The sequence below is a fragment of the Rhizobium sp. R635 genome (assembly GCF_002211285.1).
Taxonomy (GTDB): domain Bacteria; phylum Pseudomonadota; class Alphaproteobacteria; order Rhizobiales; family Rhizobiaceae; genus Rhizobium.
This window is the reverse complement of record NZ_LOKX01000016.1, coordinates 58,226-79,442: the sequence shown is the minus strand read 5'-3', so window position 1 is coordinate 79,442 and position 21,217 is coordinate 58,226. Positions and strand designations below refer to the sequence as shown.

21 protein-coding genes are annotated in these 21,217 nt (G+C 59.4%); 9 read left to right on the top strand and 12 right to left on the bottom strand.

Annotated elements, in window-relative coordinates; genetic code table 11:
* Nucleotides 1-99 (top strand): IS3 family transposase (locus ATY78_RS14745; protein WP_141105615.1); only part of this gene is annotated, 99 nt, incomplete at its 5' end.
* A gap of 70 nt (nucleotides 100-169) precedes the next feature.
* Here the strand turns inward: ATY78_RS14745 and ATY78_RS14740 are convergent.
* From ATY78_RS14740 to ATY78_RS14730, 3 genes are all read right to left on the bottom strand, one after another.
* On the bottom strand, nucleotides 170-1,105 hold the full coding sequence (locus ATY78_RS14740; protein ID WP_088683060.1) for a flagellin: 936 nt from the start codon (nucleotides 1,103-1,105) through the stop codon (nucleotides 170-172).
* A gap of 154 nt (nucleotides 1,106-1,259) precedes the next feature.
* The gene (locus ATY78_RS14735) at nucleotides 1,260-3,170 is read right to left on the bottom strand and encodes a propionyl-CoA synthetase (RefSeq protein ID WP_088683059.1); all 1,911 of its coding nucleotides are present in this window, start codon (nucleotides 3,168-3,170) and stop codon (nucleotides 1,260-1,262) included.
* Nucleotides 3,171-3,251: 81 nt separating this feature from the next.
* Nucleotides 3,252-3,911, bottom strand: a complete 660-nt coding sequence (locus ATY78_RS14730; RefSeq protein WP_088683058.1) for a YggS family pyridoxal phosphate-dependent enzyme — start codon at nucleotides 3,909-3,911, stop codon at nucleotides 3,252-3,254.
* Between the two features lie 200 nt (nucleotides 3,912-4,111).
* Here ATY78_RS14730 and leuS point away from each other — a divergent pair, with 200 nt between their 5' ends.
* Genes leuS through holA form a run of 3 tightly spaced genes read left to right on the top strand, consistent with a single transcriptional unit; the run spans nucleotide 4,112 to nucleotide 8,304 of the window.
* Complete coding sequence (leuS, locus tag ATY78_RS14725) at nucleotides 4,112-6,742, top strand: leucine--tRNA ligase (RefSeq protein WP_088683057.1); 2,631 nt, start codon at nucleotides 4,112-4,114, stop codon at nucleotides 6,740-6,742.
* The gene (gene lptE / locus ATY78_RS14720; protein WP_088683056.1) at nucleotides 6,732-7,253 is read left to right on the top strand and encodes an LPS assembly lipoprotein LptE; all 522 of its coding nucleotides are present in this window, start codon (nucleotides 6,732-6,734) and stop codon (nucleotides 7,251-7,253) included. The genes leuS and lptE overlap by 11 nt, the downstream gene beginning before the upstream one ends.
* A gap of 10 nt (nucleotides 7,254-7,263) precedes the next feature.
* A complete protein-coding gene (holA, locus tag ATY78_RS14715; protein ID WP_088683055.1) occupies nucleotides 7,264-8,304 on the top strand; it encodes a DNA polymerase III subunit delta in 1,041 nt (346 codons plus the stop codon).
* A 101-nt stretch (nucleotides 8,305-8,405) separates the two neighbouring features.
* On the opposite strand, the gene ATY78_RS14710 is transcribed toward holA, so the two are convergent.
* From ATY78_RS14710 to ATY78_RS28875, 9 genes are all read right to left on the bottom strand, one after another.
* Nucleotides 8,406-9,287: a ParB/RepB/Spo0J family partition protein gene (locus ATY78_RS14710; protein ID WP_088683054.1), complete on the bottom strand. Its 882-nt coding sequence runs from the start codon at nucleotides 9,285-9,287 to the stop codon at nucleotides 8,406-8,408.
* Nucleotides 9,288-9,312: 25 nt separating this feature from the next.
* Nucleotides 9,313-10,107 (bottom strand): ParA family protein, encoded by a 795-nt coding sequence (locus ATY78_RS14705; protein ID WP_088683053.1) that lies wholly within the window; start codon nucleotides 10,105-10,107, stop codon nucleotides 9,313-9,315.
* Between the two features lie 19 nt (nucleotides 10,108-10,126).
* Complete coding sequence (rsmG, locus tag ATY78_RS14700) at nucleotides 10,127-10,744, bottom strand: 16S rRNA (guanine(527)-N(7))-methyltransferase RsmG (protein WP_088683052.1); 618 nt, start codon at nucleotides 10,742-10,744, stop codon at nucleotides 10,127-10,129.
* 24 nt (nucleotides 10,745-10,768) lie between these two features.
* On the bottom strand, nucleotides 10,769-12,646 hold the full coding sequence (gene mnmG, locus ATY78_RS14695) for a tRNA uridine-5-carboxymethylaminomethyl(34) synthesis enzyme MnmG (protein WP_088683067.1): 1,878 nt from the start codon (nucleotides 12,644-12,646) through the stop codon (nucleotides 10,769-10,771).
* Between the two features lie 72 nt (nucleotides 12,647-12,718).
* Nucleotides 12,719-14,038: a tRNA uridine-5-carboxymethylaminomethyl(34) synthesis GTPase MnmE gene (mnmE, locus tag ATY78_RS14690; protein ID WP_088683066.1), complete on the bottom strand. Its 1,320-nt coding sequence runs from the start codon at nucleotides 14,036-14,038 to the stop codon at nucleotides 12,719-12,721.
* 111 nt (nucleotides 14,039-14,149) lie between these two features.
* Entirely contained in the window at nucleotides 14,150-15,415 is a 1,266-nt protein-coding gene (rho, locus tag ATY78_RS14685; RefSeq protein ID WP_003571435.1) for a transcription termination factor Rho, read from the bottom strand.
* Nucleotides 15,416-15,614: 199 nt separating this feature from the next.
* Nucleotides 15,615-16,151: a protoporphyrinogen oxidase HemJ gene (gene hemJ, locus ATY78_RS14680; RefSeq protein WP_088683051.1), complete on the bottom strand. Its 537-nt coding sequence runs from the start codon at nucleotides 16,149-16,151 to the stop codon at nucleotides 15,615-15,617.
* A 2-nt stretch (nucleotides 16,152-16,153) separates the two neighbouring features.
* The gene (hemE, locus tag ATY78_RS14675; protein ID WP_088683050.1) at nucleotides 16,154-17,185 is read right to left on the bottom strand and encodes a uroporphyrinogen decarboxylase; all 1,032 of its coding nucleotides are present in this window, start codon (nucleotides 17,183-17,185) and stop codon (nucleotides 16,154-16,156) included.
* A gap of 73 nt (nucleotides 17,186-17,258) precedes the next feature.
* Entirely contained in the window at nucleotides 17,259-17,435 is a 177-nt protein-coding gene (locus tag ATY78_RS28875) for a hypothetical protein (protein WP_245313581.1), read from the bottom strand.
* Between the two features lie 150 nt (nucleotides 17,436-17,585).
* Here ATY78_RS28875 and ATY78_RS14665 point away from each other — a divergent pair, with 150 nt between their 5' ends.
* The 5 genes from ATY78_RS14665 to dnaQ are packed head-to-tail and all read left to right on the top strand — an operon-like array spanning nucleotide 17,586 to nucleotide 21,216.
* Nucleotides 17,586-18,407: a pyruvate, water dikinase regulatory protein gene (locus ATY78_RS14665; protein WP_088683049.1), complete on the top strand. Its 822-nt coding sequence runs from the start codon at nucleotides 17,586-17,588 to the stop codon at nucleotides 18,405-18,407.
* Between the two features lie 33 nt (nucleotides 18,408-18,440).
* Nucleotides 18,441-19,040 (top strand): Maf-like protein, encoded by a 600-nt coding sequence (locus ATY78_RS14660; RefSeq protein ID WP_088683048.1) that lies wholly within the window; start codon nucleotides 18,441-18,443, stop codon nucleotides 19,038-19,040.
* Nucleotides 19,033-19,890 carry a shikimate dehydrogenase gene (locus tag ATY78_RS14655; protein ID WP_088683047.1) on the top strand — a complete coding sequence of 286 codons (858 nt, stop codon included), beginning with the start codon at nucleotides 19,033-19,035 and terminating at the stop codon, nucleotides 19,888-19,890. The genes ATY78_RS14660 and ATY78_RS14655 overlap by 8 nt, the downstream gene beginning before the upstream one ends.
* Nucleotides 19,890-20,501, top strand: a complete 612-nt coding sequence (coaE, locus tag ATY78_RS14650) for a dephospho-CoA kinase (protein WP_088683046.1) — start codon at nucleotides 19,890-19,892, stop codon at nucleotides 20,499-20,501. Before ATY78_RS14655 ends, coaE begins: the two co-directional genes overlap by 1 nt.
* A complete protein-coding gene (dnaQ, locus tag ATY78_RS14645) occupies nucleotides 20,494-21,216 on the top strand; it encodes a DNA polymerase III subunit epsilon (protein ID WP_088683045.1) in 723 nt (240 codons plus the stop codon). Before coaE ends, dnaQ begins: the two co-directional genes overlap by 8 nt.
* Nucleotide 21,217: the final 1 nt, after the last annotated feature.

The following is a 21,217-nucleotide window of genomic DNA, read 5'->3' as shown; positions in this document are numbered from 1 at the left end:
TATATTCGGTATTACAACAACGATCGCATCAGGCTAAAACTCAAAGGGCTGAGCCCTGTTCAATACAGGACTCAGCCCTTAAATAATCCCAGCCAATAAACCGTCCAACTTTACGGGGTCAGTTCAGTCCTGCCCGGCGGGGTTTTTTGTTGAGAATTGCTGTTTCGGGTCAGCTCCGGAACAGGGTGAGGATGTTCTGCGCCGAGTTATTGGCGATCGAAAGTGACTGGATGCCAAGCTGCTGCTGAGTCTGCAACGCGGAGAGCTTGCTCGATTCCTCTTCCATATCGGCATCGACCAGGCGACCGATGCCCGAGTCGATGGAATCGTGAAGGCCGCTGACGAAAGTCTCCTGCAGCTGGATGCGGGTCGAGATCGAACCGAGAGCCGAGCCGGCGGCGGTCATGGCGCCGAGCACCAGTTCGATGCCGGTCAGGGCTGAATCGAGCTGACCCTGCGTGAAATTGGAAATGTCGAGCGCATAGATCGACGGCATGACGATGACCGTGCCGCCATAGGTCCCGTTGAAAGCGGTTCCGATAATGCCGCTGGTGGTCTCGATCGCACCGGTGGACGTCATGCCGAAGAGCACGTTCCCGAGTGTGCCGGAATTCAGCACATAATCCGTCATCTTCACCGAAACGGCATTGCTGCCGTCACGAACGAAGGAGGAGACGACGCTCTTCGTGCCGGAAGCGCCGGCAACCCAGTTTTCACCGGAGAAGGAGGCCGATTGGGCGATGCTGAGCAGTTGCTCCTGCAGCTGGTCGAGTTCCTGCTGGATCTTCGTTTTGTCGACGCCTTTTTCCGTGGCGGCAACGATCTTCGCCTTGATTTCGCTGACGACGTCGAGCGCGCTGTCCATGGCCGAATAGGCGGTATCGACCTTGGCGGCGCCGAGCCCGAGCGCGTCGGAGACGGCCGAAAGCGCCTTGTTGTCAGAACGCATGGTCGTTGCGATCGACCAGTAGGCGGCGTTGTCTGCCGCTTTTTCCACACGATAACCCGAGGAAACGCGACCCTGGGTGTCCTTGAGGCTATCGTTTACACCGCGCAAAGTCTGCAGCGCTGCCATGGCAGCGTTGTTGGTGAGGATGCTTGTCATGATCCGTTCCACAATCTTAGAGAAAGGGCATTCCGGACTAAGCCGGTAACGGCGACCGCGTCATGCAAAGCCTGCTATGCAAGCCATTGCCGTTAACAAATCCTTGCGCGATATGGTTAACAATTTCTCAATTAGGCTTTCGGAAAGTTTAATTTCACATCGGCAGGGAGCCGAAACCCCGCTTGCGCAGCGCCTCGGCGATCTCCTCCAAAATCGCCGGATCGTCAATGGTAGCAGGCATTCTCCAGGGTATGCCGTCGGCAATTTTCTGCATCGTTCCACGCAGGATCTTGCCCGAGCGCGTCTTCGGCAATCGGTTAACGGTGATGGCCGTTTTGAAGGCCGCGACAGGCCCGATCGATTCGCGAATCATCGCCACCACCTCTGATTCGATCACAGCCGTTTCACGGGAAACATCCCGTTTCAGCACCAGGAAACCACAGGGGGCCTGGCCCTTCAGCGCATCGATCACGCCGATGACCGCGCATTCCGCGACGTCGGGATGGCGCGCGCAGACCTCTTCCATGGCCCCTGTCGAAAGCCGATGACCGGCGCAATTGATGATGTCGTCGGTGCGCGACATGATGAAGAGGTAGCCATCCTCGTCGACATAGCCGGCATCGGCGGTCTTGTAGTAGCCGGGAAACTCATCGAGATAGGCCGACCGGAAACGATCATCCGCGTTCCAGAGGGTCGGCAGGCAGCCCGGCGGCAAGGGAAGCTTTATGACGATATTGCCGAGTATACCCGCTTCGGTCGGGTGGCCGGCATCGTCGAGCACCGCGATGTCGTAACCGGGCATCGGCAGCGTCGGCGAACCGTGCTTGACGGGAAGGGCGCCGAGACCGAGCGGGTTTGCGGCGATCGGCCAGCCAGTCTCCGTCTGCCACCAGTGATCGATCACGGGCACGCCAAGCATGCGCTCCGCCCATTTCAGCGTCTCCGGATCAGCCCTCTCGCCGGCGAGAAACAGCGCCCGGAAATCCGGCATCGGATATCGGCGCAGCAACTCGCCCTCTCCATCCTCCCGCCGGATGGCGCGGAATGCGGTCGGCGCCGTGAAGAGCACCCGCACCTTGTATTCCGAAACGATCCGCCAGAACGCGCCGGCATCCGGGGTGCCGACCGGCTTTCCCTCGAAGATCAGCGTCGTCACGCCGGTGATCAGCGGGGCATAGACGATATAGGAATGGCCGACGACCCAGCCGATATCGGAAGCCGTCCAGAAAACCTCGCCCGGCTTCAGGCCATAGATATTCCGCATCGACCAGCTGAGCGCGACCATATGGCCGCCATTGTCGCGCACGACGCCCTTCGGCTGGCCCGTCGTGCCTGATGTGTAGAGGATGTAGAGCGGATCGGTCGCCTTGACGGAAACGCAGGCGACCTCGACGCCGCGATGGCGCGCGACAGCAACCTCGAAATCCTGATCGCGGCCGCTGGCGAGATCTGCCCGAAGCTCGGGCCGCTGCAGCACCAGGCAGTGCTCCGGCTTTACCCGCGCGATCTCGATCGCCTGGTCGACCAATGGCTTGTAGGCAACGATGCGGCCGGGCTCGAGCCCGCAGCTCGCGGTGATCATCAGCCTCGCCCCGCTGTCGTCGATGCGCGCCGCAAGCTCGCTGGCGGCAAACCCGCCGAAAACGACGGAATGCACCGCACCGATACGGGCGCAGGCAAGCATGGAAAACACCGCCTGGGGCACCATCGGCATGTAGAGGATCACACGGTCGCCCTGGCCGACGCCGAACTCGAGCAGTGTCGCGGCGATGGCCTTCACCTCGCCAAGCGCCTCCTCATAGGTGAAACGGCGTTTCTCGCCGGTCATCGCGCTGTCGAAGAGGATCGCCGTCTCGCCGCCGCGTCCGGCCGCCACATGCCGGTCCAGGCAATTGTGACAGCTATTGGTCTCGGCCCCCGGAAACCAGCGGCCATAGACGCCGTCATCGGTCGAAAATATCCGCTCCGGCGGCTTGAACCAGTCGATATCGGCGGCGGCTTCTCGCCAGAAGGCTTCCGGATCATGTTTCCAGGCGGCATAGGCCTGATGATAGCCATTCTGCATCTGCTCCTCCCCGGGACATCGCAAACCTGCCTATCAATTTAGGCGGGGTAGGGGAGGACGGGAAGCCCGACCAAAGCAGTGTCAGCGCGCGCCGAAAATTGCCGATCCGACACGCACGCTGGTGGCGCCGAAGGCGATCGCCGTCTCGTAATCGCCCGACATGCCCATGGAGAGTTTTTCAACGCCGCATTTCAGTGCGAGCCTAGCCAAAAGCGCGAAATGCGGCCCCGGATTTTCCTCGGCCGGCGGAATGCACATCAAGCCGTCGATGGACAGACCGAGCTCATCACGGCAGAGTGCGACGAAACTAGGCGTATCCTCGGGAGCGATGCCCGCCTTCTGCGGTTCCAGCCCGGTATTGACCTGGACGTAGAGCTGCGGGGTCTTGCCTTGCCGCTTCATCTCGTCGGCAAGGGCGCGGGCGATCTTTTCGCGGTCCACCGTCTCGATGACATCGAAAAGCGCCACCGCATCCGCCGCCTTGTTCGATTGCAGCGGCCCGATCAGATGCAGTTCGATATCGGGATGCGCAGCCTTCAGATCAGGCCATTTGCCCTGGCTTTCCTGCACCCGGTTCTCGCCGAAGACCCGCTGCCCGGCGTCGATGGCCGGGCGGATCGCATCCGCCTCGAACGTCTTCGACACGGCAACGAGCTGAACGGAACCAGCGGGGCGGCCTGCCTGGCGTTCTCCGGCCGCGATCCGCGAGCGCACGTCGTTCAACCGCTCTTGAAGTTCCATCGTTCTGCCTCGACATATCTCAGTGAAAAGAATGGCAATGAACTAGCCAGCCATTCTGTGCTTGCCAAGACCCGCTCTGGCGAAATCGCTTCGGCCTGATGAAGATCGGACGCTTGCAGCGCCTGCAAAACTTGACGCTACGGTGGTTTCATGGTGAAGGTCTCGGCCAACTCCCCTGATTTTCCGGAATTTCGAATACCATGGCCACCGAACGTTATAATCCGCGCGACGCCGAGCCCCGCTGGCAGCAGAAATGGAACGAAGACAAGGTCTTCGAGACCGACAATTCAGATCCGCGCGAAAAATATTACGTCCTCGAGATGTTCCCCTATCCATCGGGGCGCATTCACATGGGCCATGTCCGCAACTACGCCATGGGCGACGTCGTCGCCCGCTACAAGCGTGCCCGCGGCTATAACGTCCTGCATCCGATGGGCTGGGACGCCTTCGGCATGCCGGCGGAAAACGCCGCCATGGAGCGCGGTGTCCATCCCGCTTCCTGGACCTATCAGAACATCGCCTCGATGAAAGCGCAGCTGAAGGCCATGGGGCTTTCCCTGGATTGGAGCCGCGAATTCGCCACCTGCGACGTCGAATATTACCAGCACCAGCAGCATCTCTTCCTGGATTTCCTGGAGAAGGGTCTGGTCTACCGCAAGCAGTCGAAGGTCAATTGGGACCCTGTCGACAACACCGTGCTTGCCAACGAACAGGTGATCGACGGCCGCGGCTGGCGTTCCGGCGCGCTGGTCGAACAGCGTGAACTGACGCAATGGTTCTTCAAGATCACCGACTTCAGCCAGGACCTGCTGGACGCGCTGGATACGCTCGACCAGTGGCCGGAAAAAGTTCGCCTGATGCAGAAGAACTGGATCGGCCGCTCGGAAGGCCTGACGATCCGCTGGGAGATCGTGCCGGAAACGGCACCGGCCGGCGAGACCGAAATCACCGTCTATACGACCCGGCCGGACACACTTTTCGGCGCCTCCTTCCTGGCGATCGCCGCCGATCATCCGCTGGCGAAGGATGCCGCCGCCAAGAATCCCGAGATCGAGGCCTTCTGCGAGGAATGCCGGCGCGCCGGCACTTCGCTCGCCGCGCTCGAGACCGCCGAAAAGAAGGGCCTGGATACCGGCATCCGCGTCCGCCATCCGCTCGATCCTTCCTGGGAGCTGCCCGTCTATATCGCCAATTTCGTGCTGATGGATTACGGCACGGGCGCCATCTTCGGCTGCCCGTCCGGTGATCAGCGCGACCTGGATTTCGCACGGAAATACGGCCTGCCGGTCGTGGCTGTGGTCATGCCTAGGGATGGCGATGCCGCAAGCTTCTCCGTCGGCGACACCGCCTATGACGGCGACGGCGTCATGATCAATTCGCGCTTTCTCGACGGCAAGACGACGGAAGAGGCTTTCAATGTCGTCGCCGACCAGCTGTCAGCCGCCTCGCTCGGCAATGCGCCACAGGGCGAGCGGAAGGTCAATTTCCGTCTGCGCGACTGGGGCATTTCGCGTCAGCGCTATTGGGGCTGCCCGATCCCGGTCATCCATTGCGAGACCTGCGGCGTCGTGCCGGTGCCGAAGAAGGATCTGCCGGTCAAGCTGCCTGACGATGTGACCTTCGATCAGCCCGGAAACCCGCTCGACCGCCATCCCACCTGGCGTCATGTCTCCTGCCCGAACTGCGGTAAGGACGCACGCCGGGAAACGGATACGATGGATACTTTCGTCGATTCGAGCTGGTATTTCACGCGGTTCACGGCACCCTGGGAGGGCAAGCCCACCGATCCTGAGGCGGCTAACCGTTGGCTGCCGGTCGACCAGTATATCGGCGGCATCGAGCATGCGATCCTGCATCTGCTCTATTCCCGTTTCTTCACCCGCGCCATGCGCGAGACCGGTCACGTCGCAGCCACGGAGCCCTTCAAGGGCCTCTTCACCCAAGGCATGGTCGTCCATGAAACCTATAGCCGTGGTGCTGGCGCCGGCCGGGAATGGGTGGCGCCAGCCGATATCCGCATCGAGGAACTCGACGGCAAACGGCGCGCTTTCCTGCTGACATCAGGCGAGGAAATCGCCATCGGCTCGATCGAGAAGATGTCGAAATCGAAGAAGAACGTCGTCGATCCAGACGATATCATCGCCTCCTACGGCGCCGATACCGCCCGTTTCTTCGTTCTGTCGGACTCTCCGCCGGAGCGCGACGTCATCTGGTCGGAAGCCGGCGTCGAAGGCGCCCATCGCTTCACCCAGCGCCTGTGGCGGCTGATTTCCGAGGCCGCTGACGCGCTCGCAGCCGTAACGCCTGCTGCCGCCACCGACGGCGAAGCACTGCCGATCTCGCAGGCGGCACACAAGACGCTGAAGGCCGTGCAGAACGACTATGACAAGCTCTGGTTCAACAAGGCCGTCGCGCGTATCTATGAACTCGTCAACGCGCTCGCCGCGCCGCTGACAAGGGTTGCGGCAGGCGAGGGCGATGCCGGCTATCGCGCGGCCGTGCGTGACGCTGCCGAAATCCTCGTCCAGCTCGTCGCGCCGATGACGCCGCATCTTGCCGAAGAATGCTGGGCCGTGCTCGGCAATACCGACCTGCTGGCCCGCACGAGCTGGCCGCGTTACGACGAAACGCTGGTCATGGAGAACGACGTCATTCTGCCCGTGCAGATCAACGGCAAGAAACGCGCTGAATTGACAATTTCTCGCGACGCAGATCAGAATGCCGTCACCAACGCCGTGCTGGATCTCGAGGCGGTGAAGAGCGCGCTGAACGGGCAGGCACCGAAGAAGATCATCGTGGTTCCCCAAAGGATTGTGAACATTGTCGTCTGATATCGCTTGCAAGCTGGCGCGCCACGCCGGCATCGCCATGATCCTTGCCTCCGCGGCTTTCCTCTCAGCCTGCCAGGTCCGGCCGCTTTATTCGGAGCAGTCCGGTGTGGTGGAAAAGCTTTCCTCTGTCGGTTTTTCCGAGGCAAGCAGCCGGGTCGAACAGCAGGTTCGCAATCGCCTGATCTTCCTGGCGTCACGCGGCGCCGGCGAAGCGGTAAACCCGCAATATCTGGTCGAAATGCGCGCCACGTCGGGGGTTGCCGATACGCTGCTCCAAGAATCTGGCGATACGTCGCGAGCCGGTCGTGTGACCGTCAACATCACCTATACGCTGCGCGCGACGTCCGACAATCATGTCATCAAGGCCGGTAGCCGCCAGGCGACGGCGCTAGTGGATTTCTCCGAACAGGAATTTGCCAAGCAAAGGGCAATTCGTGATGCCGAAAACCGCGCGGCGGATCAGGCAGCGGAATTCGTAGGAGCCGATATCGCCGCCGCCCTCAGCCGTTGAGGGCGGAGATGTGGCGGAGATAAAGTCCCACGAATTCGAAAGCTTTCTGCAGAAATCGGCGCAGAACTATCGGATTTTCGTCATTTACGGACCGGACCGCGGCCTCGTCTCCGAGCGCGCGGGCCTGCTTGCCGGCAAGACGGGTGTCGCGCTCGATGATCCTTTCTCGCTGACGAAACTCGATATCGGCGACCTGCAGAAGGACCCCGGAAGGCTGGTCGACGAGGCCCAGTCGATCGGCCTGTTCGGCGGTGAAAAACTGATCTGGATCCGCGGTGCCGCCAACGAAAAATATCTTGTCGATTCGTTGGCGCTGCTGTCCGAAAAGCCGCTCGAAGCGGCCCATTTGATCGTGGAGGCCGGTGACCTCAAAAAGGGATCCCTGCTTCGCAAGACCGCGGAAAGCGCGCGGTCTGTAATGACCATCCCCTCTTACGCCGATGACAGCCGCGCCCTGAACGGATTGATCGATGCCGAACTCGGCGCAGAGAAGCTCGGCATTACGCCAGCCGCACGCCAGGCGCTGGTCGCATTGATAGGCGGCGATCGCATCGCTTCACGCAACGAAGTCCGCAAGCTCGCGCTTTATTGCCGTGGTCTGAATACCATAGAAGAACATCACGTTACCGAAATAATCGGCGATGCCAGTGCGATTTCGGTTGACGATGCCGTCGACGCCATTCTGAGTGGTGATTTGAATGCCTTTCTCCATGCCATGCAGAAGATCAGCAGCTCGAAAACCGCGATTTTTCTGGTGCTGCAGGCTTGCTTGAAGCAATTCCAGCTTCTGGACATGATGCGCGCCGAGATGGAAGAAAAGCGCCTGCAGGCCCCGCAAATCATGCAGACGATGGGCCGGCATTTGCATTTTCGCCGCAAGCCGATCATCGAGCAGGCTTTACGCCAATGGAGCGCCGAAAGCATCGCCCGTGAATCCAATCGCCTGCAGGCCGCGATCCTGCAAAGCAGACGACGGCAGGTGTTGGAGGACAGCGTTGCGATGCAAACGCTTCTGTCGACCACCCTTCAGTCCGGTCGTAAATCGGCTTGACCGATCCATATCACCCGGAAGGTGCGGAAGTTCCGGGATGGCGGAATCGCATAAAACAACAACTCAAGCGCGTCGCAGGAATTGAGTTTTATGCGACGCCTTTAGCGTCGTTCGAGCAAGCGGCAGATCTCTTCGAGCTGCTCCAGAGATTTGTAGGAAATCTTGATCTGCCCGCCGCTTGTCTTGTGGTTGATCGAAACCTCAAGGCCAAGCGCATCGGAAAGCGTGCGCTCCAGAGCCACGGTGTCGGAATCCTTCTGCTCGCGCCTTGAAGCCGGCTGTTGCGGTTCCGATTGAGCTTTGATGTTGTTTTGCGCGAGCTTTTCTGCATCGCGCACCGACATGCCCTTGGCAACGATGGTGCGGGCGAGGCTGGCCGGGTCGGGTGTCGAGACCAGAGCGCGTGCATGCCCCGCCGACAGGCTTCCGGCCGCGAGCAGATCGCGAACCGGATCGGGCAATTTCAGCAGTCGCAGCGAATTGGCGACATGGCTGCGGCTTTTGCCGATGATTTCGCCGAGATCGTTCTGGGTATAGCCATATTCGGCAATCAGTTGCTCATATCCCAGCGCCTCTTCGAGCGGATTGAGATCGGCTCGCTGTACGTTCTCGACGATGGCGATTTCGAGTGCTGTCTTGTCGTCGACGTCGCGGATGATGACCGGAATCTCGATCAGTCCGGCAAGCTGGGCGGCGCGCCAGCGCCGTTCGCCGGCGATGATTTCATACTGATCCCGCGACATCGTCCGCACCACGATCGGCTGAACGATGCCGTGCTGACGAATGGAGCTGGCAAGATCGTGCAACTCTGTATCATCGAAGAACCGGCGCGGGTTGCGAGGGTTACGGCTGACGAACTCGATCGGGATCATCCTGTCGGCACTGACAGTCCGCTCGGCTTCCACTGGGACCGGCTGATCCATTTCGCCGATCAGCGCCGCAAGGCCTCGACCCAGGCGTCTTTTCGATACATCGTCATTCATGACCCAAACACCTCATGCAATGATATCAAGCAGCCAGTCTCTGGCGTTCCCGCTGGATGACCTCGGAAGCCAATTGCAGATAAGCCTGACTGCCCGCGCATTTCAGATCGTAGAGGATAGCAGGCTTGCCATAGGACGGCGCTTCGGAGACGCGGACGTTGCGCGGAATTAACGTATGATAAACTTTCTCACCGAGATGCGTACGCACATCGTTGACGACCTGCTGGGCGAGATTGTTGCGGGCATCAAACATCGTCAACACGATGCCCTGAATATCCAGCCGCGGATTGACGGTTCGGCGAACCTGGCTGACGGTTTCCAGCAGCTGACTCAATCCTTCCAGCGCAAAGAATTCGCACTGCAGCGGCACCAGCACCGAATGGGCGGCAGCCATAGCATTCATCGTCAGCAGATTGAACGACGGCGGGCAATCCAGAAGAATATAGGAAAAACCCATTGCTTCCGGCGACGAAAGGGCTTTGCGCAATTTGAAGACTCGATCGCTCTCTTGCGCAATCTCCATCTCGACACCGAGCAGATCCATCGTCGAAGGAACGATGAAGAGATTGGGCACCGCGGTTTCGAGCGTTACGTCGCTGATACCGTGATCGCCAACCATCAAGTCATAGGAAGAACGCTTGCGATTGCGGCGATCGATACCGAGACCGGTGCTGGCATTGCCCTGCGGATCGAGATCCACGATCAGGACACGTTCGCCAATAGCAGCCAATGCCGTTGCCAAGTTGATTGCGGTGGTCGTTTTGCCAACGCCACCTTTCTGATTTGCGATGGTGATTATCCGATGTCGTTCGCCAGCCATAGCCGCAATATCCGATTTGTTAAACCAAGCGCCGGAGATTCGATATTTCCAGAATAACGGATTCCTGCTCAACGGCGCTCTTATGTTCTAGCAGATCGAATTCCCAGCGACCACGTGCTTTGTCGATTTCCCTCAGGTAATCCCGGCCTTTATGAAAAAAGCCGCGACAATCTTCCTGGTCAAGCATCCATGGGGCTGAATATTCCATGAGACCTTCCAGATCGGCGAGAGCGCGAGCGGAGATCGCTTTGCATTCGCTGATCTCCGCGGGGGCATCTTCGATCCGAACGGTATGGACACTTCCGCGTGCGTCCGTTTCCCGAAGGGCGGTTCGGAGAAAAGCCGCTTTCTTGTGGTTGCTTTCAACCAGATGTACCCATCCGTCCTGCAACTCCGACAAAAAAATCGCTGTAATCACGCCGGGAAAACCGCCCCCACTTCCCAGGTCGACCCAAGTGACCGGCTTGGGGCGGATCTGGAAGATCTGGCTGCTGTCGGCGATGTGCCGGTTCCACAAATCATCCAGTGTCGACGGCGCCACCAGATTGATGGTTTTCGCCCACTTCTGAAACAACGCCGCGAAGTGTCGAAGCCGCTCCTGTGTTTCACGTGAAACACGCAAACCGTTTAATTCCATTGTGAGGGACTCTCAGATCTTGTGTCAGGCGCTATGACGCTCGGATGAATTCAGTCGACGGAGGTGGACCAGCAACAGTGCGATGGCCGCGGGCGTCATTCCTTCAACGACAGCGGCCTGGGCAATATTGACGGGGCGAGCAGCGCCGAGCTTGGCCTTCAGTTCATTGGAGAGGCCGGAAAGGGCAGCGTAGTTGAAATCATACGGTATCTGCCGCTGCTCGTCGCGCTGCTGATCGGCAATCGCCGTGGCTTGCCGATCGAGATAAACCGAATACCCCGCTTCAATCTCCAACGCCTCCGCGACCTTGGGCGCAATCGCTCCCATCGACTCGGGCCAGACCCGTTGGAGTTCGGCGAAATCATAATCGGGATAAGATAACAGGTCGTAAGCGCTGCGGCGTTGTCCATCGAGATTGATATTCAAACCCGCGCGCCGTGCTTCATTCGGTGTCACCGCCAGCGACATCAACAATGCCCGACCACTCTCGATTTCCGCCTGATAGGATGTGAACCGATGGCAGCGCTCCGCGCTTGCGCAGCCAAGCTGCATGGCCAGCGGCGTCAATCGCATATCCGCGTTGTCAGCGCGCAATGTCAGCCTATATTCCGCTCGCGACGTGAACATTCGATACGGCTCCGTAACGCCGCGAGAGGTGAGATCGTCGATCATCACTCCGATATACGAATTCGTGCGGCTAAAATGGAACGGATCCGAATCGCTGCTGAGCAATGCGGCATTCAGACCGGCAGCCAAGCCTTGAGCTCCCGCCTCTTCATATCCAGTCGTGCCATTGATCTGGCCGGCCAGGAACAAGCCTTTCAGGCGCTTGACCTCAAGGGATGGAGACAGTTCTCTCGGATCGACATGGTCATATTCGATCGCATACCCCGGCTGGATAATTTTTGCCGCCTCGAGGCCGGGGATAGTTCTGATGAAATCGGCCTGGACCTCCGCCGGCAGCGACGTCGAAATCCCGTTCGGGTAGACGGTATCATCATCCAGCCCTTCGGGCTCCAGAAAGACCTGGTGTCCATCCCGCTCGCCGAATTTCACGAGCTTGTCTTCGATAGAGGGGCAATAACGGGGACCGACGCCCTCAATCTGTCCCGAATACATCGCTGACCGCATGATGTTGTCGACAATAATCCGGTGAGTCGCCTCGGTCGTCCTCGTCACTCCGCAATCGATCTGCGGCGTGGTGATTCGATCAGTCATGAAAGAAAACGGCACAAGCTCGTCGTCAGCGCCCTGCCTGCCCACGGATTGCCAATCGATCGTCTTTCCATCCAGCCGCGCCGGCGTTCCCGTCTTCAAACGTCCCAACCGCAGGCCCAGTCGGGCCAACGTGGCGGACAGGCCAGTCGATGGCGCTTCCCCGACACGCCCCGCCGGTGTCTTTTCCGAACCGATATGAATAAGGCCGCGAAGAAATGTACCTGTCGTCAGAACAACGGCCGGCGTCTTGAACCTTCGCCCGTCCTTCATGACCACGCCCGCCACGCGGCCGTCGGCGACATCAAGGTCAAACGCATCACCCTCGATGATATCGAGACCTGGCGTCGCCTCGATGGCCGCCAGCATCGCCAGGCGGTAGAGCTTTCGATCAGCCTGCGTCCGCGGTCCCCGGACCGCCGCACCCTTCTTCTTGTTCAGCATTCTGAACTGAATGCCTGATGCGTCGGCGATACGGCCCATCAGGCCGTCCATTGCGTCGATCTCCCGGACGAGATGGCCCTTTCCGAGTCCACCGATGGCAGGATTGCAGGACATGACGCCGATCGTGTCGCGCCTGTGCGTCACAAGCGCGGTCCTTGCACCGAGCCGCGCAGCCGCACTGGCCGCCTCAGACCCCGCATGGCCGCCGCCGATTACAATCACATCATAGACACCATCGGTCATCCAAGACTCCATTTCAGCAGCGGTTTCAGGTGGAACCTGACGAGCAACGGCGCCCGAAAGGTTTCACGTGAATCATTTGCCGATACAAAACTCCGAGAAGATCACGCCGAGCAACTGCTCGACATCCACCCTTCCGGTAATCCTACCCAAATAATCAGCAGCAATCCGAAGCTGCTCAGTGCGCAATTCCAGATCCACGTCGATCTGCGAAATTGCCATATCGAGCGCCGCTAAACATTTCGCAAGCGAATCCTTATGGCGTTGCCGGCTGGGAATCGCCATCGACAAACCACCGAAACGCTCCGCGACGATAGCGCCGATCAGTCGGCGCAGTTCCGGCAGGCCATCTCCCGTTGCCGTCGAAATCTGTAGATCATACTGATCAGGCGGAATATCGATCAGGTCTTTCTTCGTACCGACACTAACATGAGGGGAAGTGGGCTCCAAGTCGGCAGGTATCTGCGGGTTCGTCATGTCGATCAGCAGCAAAACGAGATCGGCATCGCGAAGCGCGACACGCGCACGCCGCACACCTTCCATCTCCACCCGATCATCCGCGTCGCGGAGGCCGGCAGTATCATAGAGCTTGACCAGGTAACCATTGATGTCGAGCTCTACCTGGAGCACATCGCGCGTCGTCCCGGCGATATCGGTAACGATCGCGACATCTCGGCGCGCCAAAGCATTCAACAGGCTCGATTTACCCGCGTTCGGCGCGCCGGCAATGACCACCCTGAAACCATCTCTAATGATCTCGCCCGCCGAAGCTGCGCTCAAATGCTGTTCAATATCCCCTCGAAGCTTCTCCATCTCGGCCCAGACGATATCCGATACTGAACCTGGAACATCGTCTTCATCGGGAAAATCCAATTCCGCTTCAATCAGTGCCCGCGCGCGCGTTAATCGTTCCGCCCACGAATCGTAAATGGCTGAAAGTCCGCCGGCACTGTGTTCGACAGCAAGACGTCGCTGCATCTCCGTTTCGGCGCCGATCAGATCGGCCAGCCCTTCGACTTCGATAAGATCAAGTTTGCCGTTTTCGAAGGCCCGCCGCGAGAACTCGCCTTCGACTGCCAGCCGAACGCCGGGAATACCCTCTAGCGCCTGAAACAACGCCGCAAGAACAGCTTTGCTGCCGTGGATCTGTAGCTCGGCGACATCCTCCCCGGTAAATGAGTTGGGCGCCGGAAAAAATAGCACCAGACCGCGATCGATCGGTTCTTTGTTACGAGTCCGAATCGTTCGGTAGGATGCAGTACGGTCGACGGGAACGGATCCGACGAGAGCCATCAATACGTCCCTGGTCGCCGGCCCGCTGATGCGAACGACAGAAACACCCGCAGGCGGTGACCCGCTCGAAAGGGCATATATGGTGTCGTTAAAAATGGCCATGTCGCCTAGGTCGTTTAACGGTCGGAGTCCGAATTGATCTCTCTTAAACAGAAAAGCTGGCGGCATCACGACGATGCCGACCAGCTTCTGAAACGTGAATCCGGCTAAGGATCAGGTATTCATCGAATCGAAGAAATCCGAATTGTTCTTCGTCTGCTTCAGCTTGTCGATGAGGAACTCGATCGCATCGGTCGTGCCCATCGGCGCCAGGATGCGGCGGAGCACGAAGATCTTCTGCAGATCCTGGCGCGGAACGAGAAGATCTTCCTTACGCGTGCCGGACTTCAGAATATCCATTGCCGGGAAGATACGCTTATCTGCAACCTTGCGGTCGAGGACGATTTCAGAGTTGCCGGTACCCTTGAACTCTTCGAAGATGACTTCGTCCATGCGGCTGCCGGTATCGATCAGGGCGGTCGCGATGATCGTCAGAGAGCCGCCTTCCTCGATATTGCGGGCGGCGCCGAAGAAACGCTTCGGGCGCTGCAACGCGTTGGCGTCGACGCCGCCGGTCAGAACCTTGCCAGAAGAGGGAACGACCGTGTTGTAGGCGCGGCCGAGGCGGGTGATCGAATCGAGCAGAATGACGACGTCGCGCCCGTGCTCGACGAGGCGCTTCGCCTTTTCGATGACCATCTCGGCAACCTGAACGTGGCGCACGGCCGGCTCGTCGAAGGTCGAGGAGATGACTTCGCCGCGCACCGAGCGCTGCATGTCGGTCACTTCTTCAGGGCGTTCATCGATCAGCAGGACGATCAGATAGCATTCCGGATGGTTTGCCGTGATCGAATGCGCGATGTTCTGCAAGAGCACGGTCTTACCGGTGCGTGGCGGCGCCACGATCAATCCGCGCTGGCCCTTGCCGAGCGGCGCGACGAGATCGATCACACGCGGCGACAGATCCTTGGATGTCGGAATATCCAGTTCCATCTTGAAGCGCTCATTCGGGTAGAGCGGCGTCAGATTGTCGAAATGAACCTTGTGACGGATCTTTTCCGGATCGTCGAAATTGATGGTGTTGACCTTGAGCAGCGCGAAATAGCGCTCGCCTTCCTTCGGTCCGCGGATCGGCCCTTCCACAGTATCGCCTGTCTTCAGCGAGAAACGGCGGATCTGCGACGGAGAAATATAAATGTCGTCAGGACCCGGCAGATAGTTGGCATTGGCGGAACGCAGGAAGCCGAAACCGTCCTGCAGCACTTCGACGACCCCTTCGCCGATGATTTCCACATCCTGGCTGGCAAGCATCTTGAGAATTGCAAACATCAGCTCCTGTTTGCGCATCGTGCTTGCATTCTCGACCTCGAGAGACTCGGCAAAAGCCAGAAGATCCGTCGGGGATTTACTCTTAAGTTCCTGAAGCTTCATTTCAGCCATGAAGTGACCAATGCTCTTTTCAATTTTGGAGGGGAAAGGCGATGTTGGGTCGTATTCGGTACTGCGAAAGGGGCTCGCAGACGACTGAACTCTACACACATGCCACGTAGATGAGATGCGCGGAAAATAGCGACTCGTTATCGCCGCCGCAAGGGGGCTGCTTAAAATGAAGCAAATTTAACCTGAGGCACGATTCGCCTCAGAACGGCTTCACCACGACGAGGATCACGATCAGGATCATCAGCAGTGTCGGCGCCTCGTTCATGAACCGCCAATAGCGTGCCGAGCGACGGTTTTCATCCCGCTCGAACGCACTGACGGCACGGCTGAAGAACATATGGACAGCCGTCAACAGCACGACGAGGCCGATCTTGGCATGCAGCCAGCCGCCCTGAAATCCATAGATCGACCAGGCGAGATAGAGGCCGAAAATCCAGGTCAGCATCATCGCCGGCGTCATGATGATCCGAAGCAGCCGGCGCTCCATCACCTTGAAGGTCTCCGATTGCACCGAGCCCGGTTCGGCATCGGTGTGGTAGATGAACAGCCGCGGCATATAAAACAATCCGGCCATCCAGGAGATGACCGCGATAATATGAAGCGCCTTGATCCAGAGATAGAGATTGTCGGGGTTCCAGGCGAACAGCCCGACCGCCATCAACGCGAAGAAGGCCAGCGCAAGATACGCGCGGCGCCGGGCATAGGCGCCGGTCCGGCGGTCCGTCTGCTTTTCCATCGTCACGTCAGGCCTCGCACGCGGTCAACCAGCAGACGCACGTGCTCGGGGTCCGCCTGCGGCGTGATGCCGTGACCGAGATTGAAGATGAGCGGCCCATTGCCGAGATGCTGAAGAATATCGTCGATGCCTTCCTCGAGCGCTTTGCCGCCGGCAACGACGCGCATCGGATCGAGATTGCCCTGAACCGGCCCGTCTTTCTGAAGCTCGGCAGCAAAGGCCAATGGCACCGACCAGTCGAGGCCGATCGCATCCGCACCCGTCTTCTGGCGATAGGTCTTCAGCTGGTAGCCTGCACCCTTGGCAAAAGCGATGATACGCGCGTGCGGCCGCTGCGACTTGATCGAAGCGATCATTCGCGCGACAGGCCTGATCGCAAAAGCCTCGAATTCCCTCTCGCCGAGAACGCCGGCCCAGGAATCGAAGATCTGCACAGCATCAGCGCCGGCATCGATCTGGGCGACGAGGTAATCCGCCGACACATCCGCCAGCAGCATCAAGAGACGCTCGAAAGCACGTGGATGCTTATAGGCGAAGAGACGGGCAGGAGCCTGATCGGGCGTGCCGTGACCGGCGATCATGTAGGTCGCAACCGTCCAGGGCGCACCGCAAAAGCCGAGCAGCGTCGTCTCATCAGGCAATGCATCTCGCAGCCGCCGTACGGTCTCCAAAACCGGATGGAGATAATCGACGACGCCTTCCCCATCCAACCTGCCGATACCGGCTTCATCGATCGGATCCATTTCAGGGCCATGGCCTTCGGTGAAGCGGACGTTTCGTTTCATCGCATCGGGAATGACGAGGATATCGGAGAACAGGATAGCCGCATCGAAGCCATAGCGGCGGATCGGCTGCAATGTCACCTCGACGGCATGATCGGGTGTGTAGCAGAGATCGAGAAAACTCCCGGCCTTTGCCCGCGTCTCTCTATATTCCGGGAGATAACGTCCTGCCTGTCTCATCAGCCAGAGAGGAGGAGGGGAGAGGCTTTCGCCATCGAGAACCCTCATGATCTTTCGGCGCGTTTCGCTCAAGCGCTTCTTCCCTATAAAAAATCAAAGATATTTTAAAAGGTTTCTATTTCTTAGAGTCGGTGTCTATCAAGGATTAAAATCCGTCCACTGCCGATGCCATTTGTCGCGCACCGTCGAAAAATGTCAGAAGGATTCGCCCGTTGCGCCCGAAATTCAGGGAGAAGCCGAATCCGAAAATGATTCCAGTCGCTTCCGGATCGATGATTTTCTTCGCGCTTGTGGATAAGCTGTGGACCTGCTCTAAAGACATCGAGCTCTTCCCCATCTTCCACAGGGCTCGATGAAACCGATTTGCAAAATTCGAAATGTGGATAAGGCGGCATGTTTTCCCTTGCCCGAGACCGCCTCGGCGCCTTAGCTCCCCATCATCCAGTCTTTTCAACAGGCAGCGGAAAATAGCGTGGAGAACAGAACGAACTTCTTTCATCTGCATCTGATTTCTGACTCGACGGGAGAGACTCTCATCTCCGCCGGCCGCGCCGCATCGGCCCAGTTCAGATCGGCTCAGCCGATCGAACACGTCTATCCGCTGATCCGCAATCGCAAGCAGCTGCTGCCGGTTCTCCAGGCGATCGATGACGCACCCGGCATCGTGCTCTATACGATCGTCGACCGGGAGCTTGCGAACCTCATCGATGAGCGCTGCGCCGAAATGGGCGTTGCCTCGGTCAATGTGCTGGAGCCTGTCATGGGCGCATTCCAGATCTATCTCGGCGCGCCGTCGCGCCGTCGGGTTGGCGCGCAGCATGTGATGAATGCCGGTTACTTCGCGCGCATCGAAGCGTTGAATTTCACCATGGACCATGATGACGGCCAGATGCCGGATGATTATAATGACGCCGACGTGGTCATTATCGGCATCAGCCGCACCTCGAAAACACCGACCAGCATCTACCTCGCCAACCGCGGCATCAAGACGGCGAACATTCCGATCGTCTATGGCGTGCCCCTGCCGGAGAGCCTTTTTGTCACAACGAAGCCGCTGATCGTCTGCCTCATCGCCACAACCGACCGCATTTCCCAGGTGCGGGAAAACCGCATCCTCGGGACGACGCAAGGCTTCGACCGCGAACATTATACGGATCGCGCCGCGATCTCCGAGGAATTGAAATATGCCCGTTCGCTCTGCGCCCGTCACGGCTGGCCGCTGATCGATGTCACCCGCCGCTCGATCGAGGAAACGGCGGCGGCCATTGTTGCCCTGCGCCCGAAGCTGCGCTAAGCGCTGGCGAAACGCCGACACATCGAGGAGCCCATGACAGCAAAACTCATCCTTGCATCGTCGAGCCCCTTTCGACGGGCACTGATGGAAAATGCCGGACTGTCTTTCGAGGCGCATGCCGCCCGGATTGATGAACGGGCAGTGGAGGCTCCGATGGAAAGAGCCGGGGCCAAGCCGGATGCGGTCGCACTCGTCCTGGCCAAGGCTAAGGCCGAAGAGGTCAGCAGCCGTTTTCCCGACAGCATGGTCATCGGTTCGGACCAGACGATGTCTCTCGGTGAGCGCGTCTTCCATAAGCCGAAGGATATGGCCGACGCGGTGAACCACCTTCAAACTCTGTCCGGCGTGACCCATCGATTGAACAGTGCCGTTGCCATCGCCAGTGGCGGTGTGGTCCTGTGGGAACATGTCGCTCATGCGGAGCTGACGATGCGGTCGCTGACGGTGGATTTCATCACCCGGCATCTGGCGCGGGTCGGCGAACGGGCGCTTTCCAGTGTCGGCGCCTATCAATTGGAGGGGGAGGGCATCCAGCTGTTCGAGAAAATCGAAGGTGACTATTTCACCATTCTCGGCCTGCCGATGCTGCCGCTTCTGAAAAAATTGCGGGAACTCGGAGCGATCGATGGATGATTCACGTGAAACATTCGGGCCGAAGGCGTTTGTCACCGGCTTTCCCATCAAGCATTCACGCTCGCCGCTGATCCATGGATACTGGCTGAAGACGCTCGGCCTGCCCGGCAGTTACCGCGCCCATGAAGTGGCGCCTGATGTCTTTGCGGATTTCATTGACTCGTTGAAGGACGGCAGTTCCGGTTTTGTCGGCGGCAACGTCACTATCCCTCACAAGGAACTCGCGTTCCGGCTTGCCGACAGACCGGACCAGCTGTCGCAGGAACTCGGCGCTTCGAACACGCTCTGGCTGGAAGAGGGCGTCCTGCATGCGACGAACACCGATGGCCGCGGCTTCACCGCCAATCTCGATGAACGTCATCCCGGATGGGACCGTCATGAGACGGCCGTTGTCTTCGGCGCCGGCGGCGCAAGTCGGGCCATCATCCAGGCGGTTCGCGACCGCGGTTTCAAGGAGATCCACGTCGTTAACCGCACCGTCGAACGCGCGCGCGAGCTCGCCGATCGCTTCGGCCCGCGCGTGCACGCCCATCCCGCAGGCGCGCTTGCCGAAGTCATGAACGGGGCAGGCCTCTTCATCAACACGACCTCGCTCGGCATGGACGGAGAAGCGGCGCCGCAACTCGATTTCACGGCTCTTGCGGCCAATGCCGTCGTCACCGATATCGTCTATATTCCCTTGAAGACGCCGATCCTGGCACAGGCGGAAGAGCAGGGCTTTTCGATCGTCGATGGTCTCGGCATGCTGCTGCATCAGGCCGTCCCCGGCTTCGAGAAATGGTTCGGCAAGCGTCCCGTCGTCGATGCGGCGCTGCGAGGGCTGATCGTCGCGGACATGGAATCACATTGATGCTGAAGATCGGTCTCACCGGCTCCATCGGAATGGGCAAATCGACGGTCGGCAAGCTGTTCGCCGAGGCCGGGATCCCGTTGAACGACTCCGATGCGGTGGTCCATGATCTCTATGCCGGCGAGGCAGCGCCGCTCGTGGATGCCGCCTTTCCCGGCGCGATGAAGGATGGCGCGGTCGACCGGCAGGAGCTCGGCCGCCAGCTCGCGCTCGACCCGGCCGGTTTCAAGCGCCTGGAGGCCATCGTCCATCCGCTGGTCCGCAAACGCGAGAGCGAATTTCTGGCGCGCCAGCAGGCGACCGGCGCCGAGATGGTCCTGCTCGATATTCCCCTGCTTTTCGAAACCAGCGCTTGGGAAAGGGTGGATGTCATCGTCGTCGTCAGCACCGATCCACAGATTCAGCGCCAGAGGGTGCTTGCGCGGGAAGACATGAGCGAGGAAAAATTCGACATGATTCTCTCGCGTCAGACGCCGGACGCGGAAAAACGTCGCCGCGCCGATTATCTGGTCGACACCAGTCACAGCATTGAGCAGACGAGGGAACGGGTGCTCGAGATCGTCGCCGATCTGAAAATGCGAATTGCCAAGGGAGATTTCCGGAATGCGTGAAATCATTTTCGATACGGAAACCACCGGTCTCGACAACCGGACGGACCGCATCATCGAAATCGGCGGCATCGAACTTTTCAATCATTTCCCGACCGGCAACACGATCCATATCTTCATCAACCCCGGAGACCAGAAGGTCCATCCGGATGCGCTTGCCGTGCACGGCATCACCGACGAGTTCCTGAAGGACAAGCAGCCATTCGCTGAGGTGGCCGAACAGATCCTTGCCTTCTTCGGCGATGCCAAGTGGATCGCCCACAACGCCACCTTCGACATGGGCTTCATCAATGCCGAACTCGCGCGGCTCGGTCTGCCGCCGATCCTGCCGGAACGGGTGCTCGATACTCTGTCGATGGCGCGGCGCAAGCACCCGATGGGGCCGAATTCGCTCGACGCGCTTTGCCGGCGGTACGGCATCGACAATTCACACCGCACCAAACACGGCGCGTTGCTCGACTCCGAACTGCTCGCCGAAGTCTATATCGAGATGATCGGCGGCAGGCAGGCTGCCCTTGGTCTCGGCATGTCAGGTCAATCCGGCCAGGCGGCGCGGGGCGAAACGGCGATGGAGGACGATGCGTCGATATCAGCGGTGCTTCAGCGGCCTCGTCCGCTCGGCTCCCGCCTCAGCCAAGCCGAGGCGCAGGCGCATGAGGCGCTGGTCGCCAAGCTCGGCGAAAAAGGCATCTGGGCGAAATACGGCAGCCCCAATTGAA

Excerpts from the sequence above, each read along its gene's own strand:
- ATY78_RS14740 (WP_088683060.1), bottom strand. The coding sequence starts at position 1,105 with ATGACAAGCATCCTCACCAACAACGCTGCCATGGCAGCGCTGCAGACT.
- ATY78_RS14735 (WP_088683059.1), bottom strand. The coding sequence starts at position 3,170 with ATGCAGAATGGCTATCATCAGGCCTATGCCGCCTGGAAACATGATCCG.
- ATY78_RS14730 (WP_088683058.1), bottom strand. The coding sequence starts at position 3,911 with ATGGAACTTCAAGAGCGGTTGAACGACGTGCGCTCGCGGATCGCGGCC.
- leuS (WP_088683057.1), top strand. The coding sequence starts at position 4,112 with ATGGCCACCGAACGTTATAATCCGCGCGACGCCGAGCCCCGCTGGCAG.
- ATY78_RS14710 (WP_088683054.1), bottom strand. The coding sequence starts at position 9,287 with ATGAATGACGATGTATCGAAAAGACGCCTGGGTCGAGGCCTTGCGGCG.
- ATY78_RS14705 (WP_088683053.1), bottom strand. The coding sequence starts at position 10,107 with ATGGCTGGCGAACGACATCGGATAATCACCATCGCAAATCAGAAAGGT.
- rsmG (WP_088683052.1), bottom strand. The coding sequence starts at position 10,744 with ATGGAATTAAACGGTTTGCGTGTTTCACGTGAAACACAGGAGCGGCTT.
- mnmG (WP_088683067.1), bottom strand. The coding sequence starts at position 12,646 with ATGACCGATGGTGTCTATGATGTGATTGTAATCGGCGGCGGCCATGCG.
- mnmE (WP_088683066.1), bottom strand. The coding sequence starts at position 14,038 with ATGGCCATTTTTAACGACACCATATATGCCCTTTCGAGCGGGTCACCG.
- rho (WP_003571435.1), bottom strand. The coding sequence starts at position 15,415 with ATGGCTGAAATGAAGCTTCAGGAACTTAAGAGTAAATCCCCGACGGAT.
- hemJ (WP_088683051.1), bottom strand. The coding sequence starts at position 16,151 with ATGGAAAAGCAGACGGACCGCCGGACCGGCGCCTATGCCCGGCGCCGC.
- ATY78_RS28875 (WP_245313581.1), bottom strand. The coding sequence starts at position 17,435 with ATGTCTTTAGAGCAGGTCCACAGCTTATCCACAAGCGCGAAGAAAATC.
- ATY78_RS14660 (WP_088683048.1), top strand. The coding sequence starts at position 18,441 with ATGACAGCAAAACTCATCCTTGCATCGTCGAGCCCCTTTCGACGGGCA.
- ATY78_RS14655 (WP_088683047.1), top strand. The coding sequence starts at position 19,033 with ATGGATGATTCACGTGAAACATTCGGGCCGAAGGCGTTTGTCACCGGC.
- coaE (WP_088683046.1), top strand. The coding sequence starts at position 19,890 with ATGCTGAAGATCGGTCTCACCGGCTCCATCGGAATGGGCAAATCGACG.
- dnaQ (WP_088683045.1), top strand. The coding sequence starts at position 20,494 with ATGCGTGAAATCATTTTCGATACGGAAACCACCGGTCTCGACAACCGG.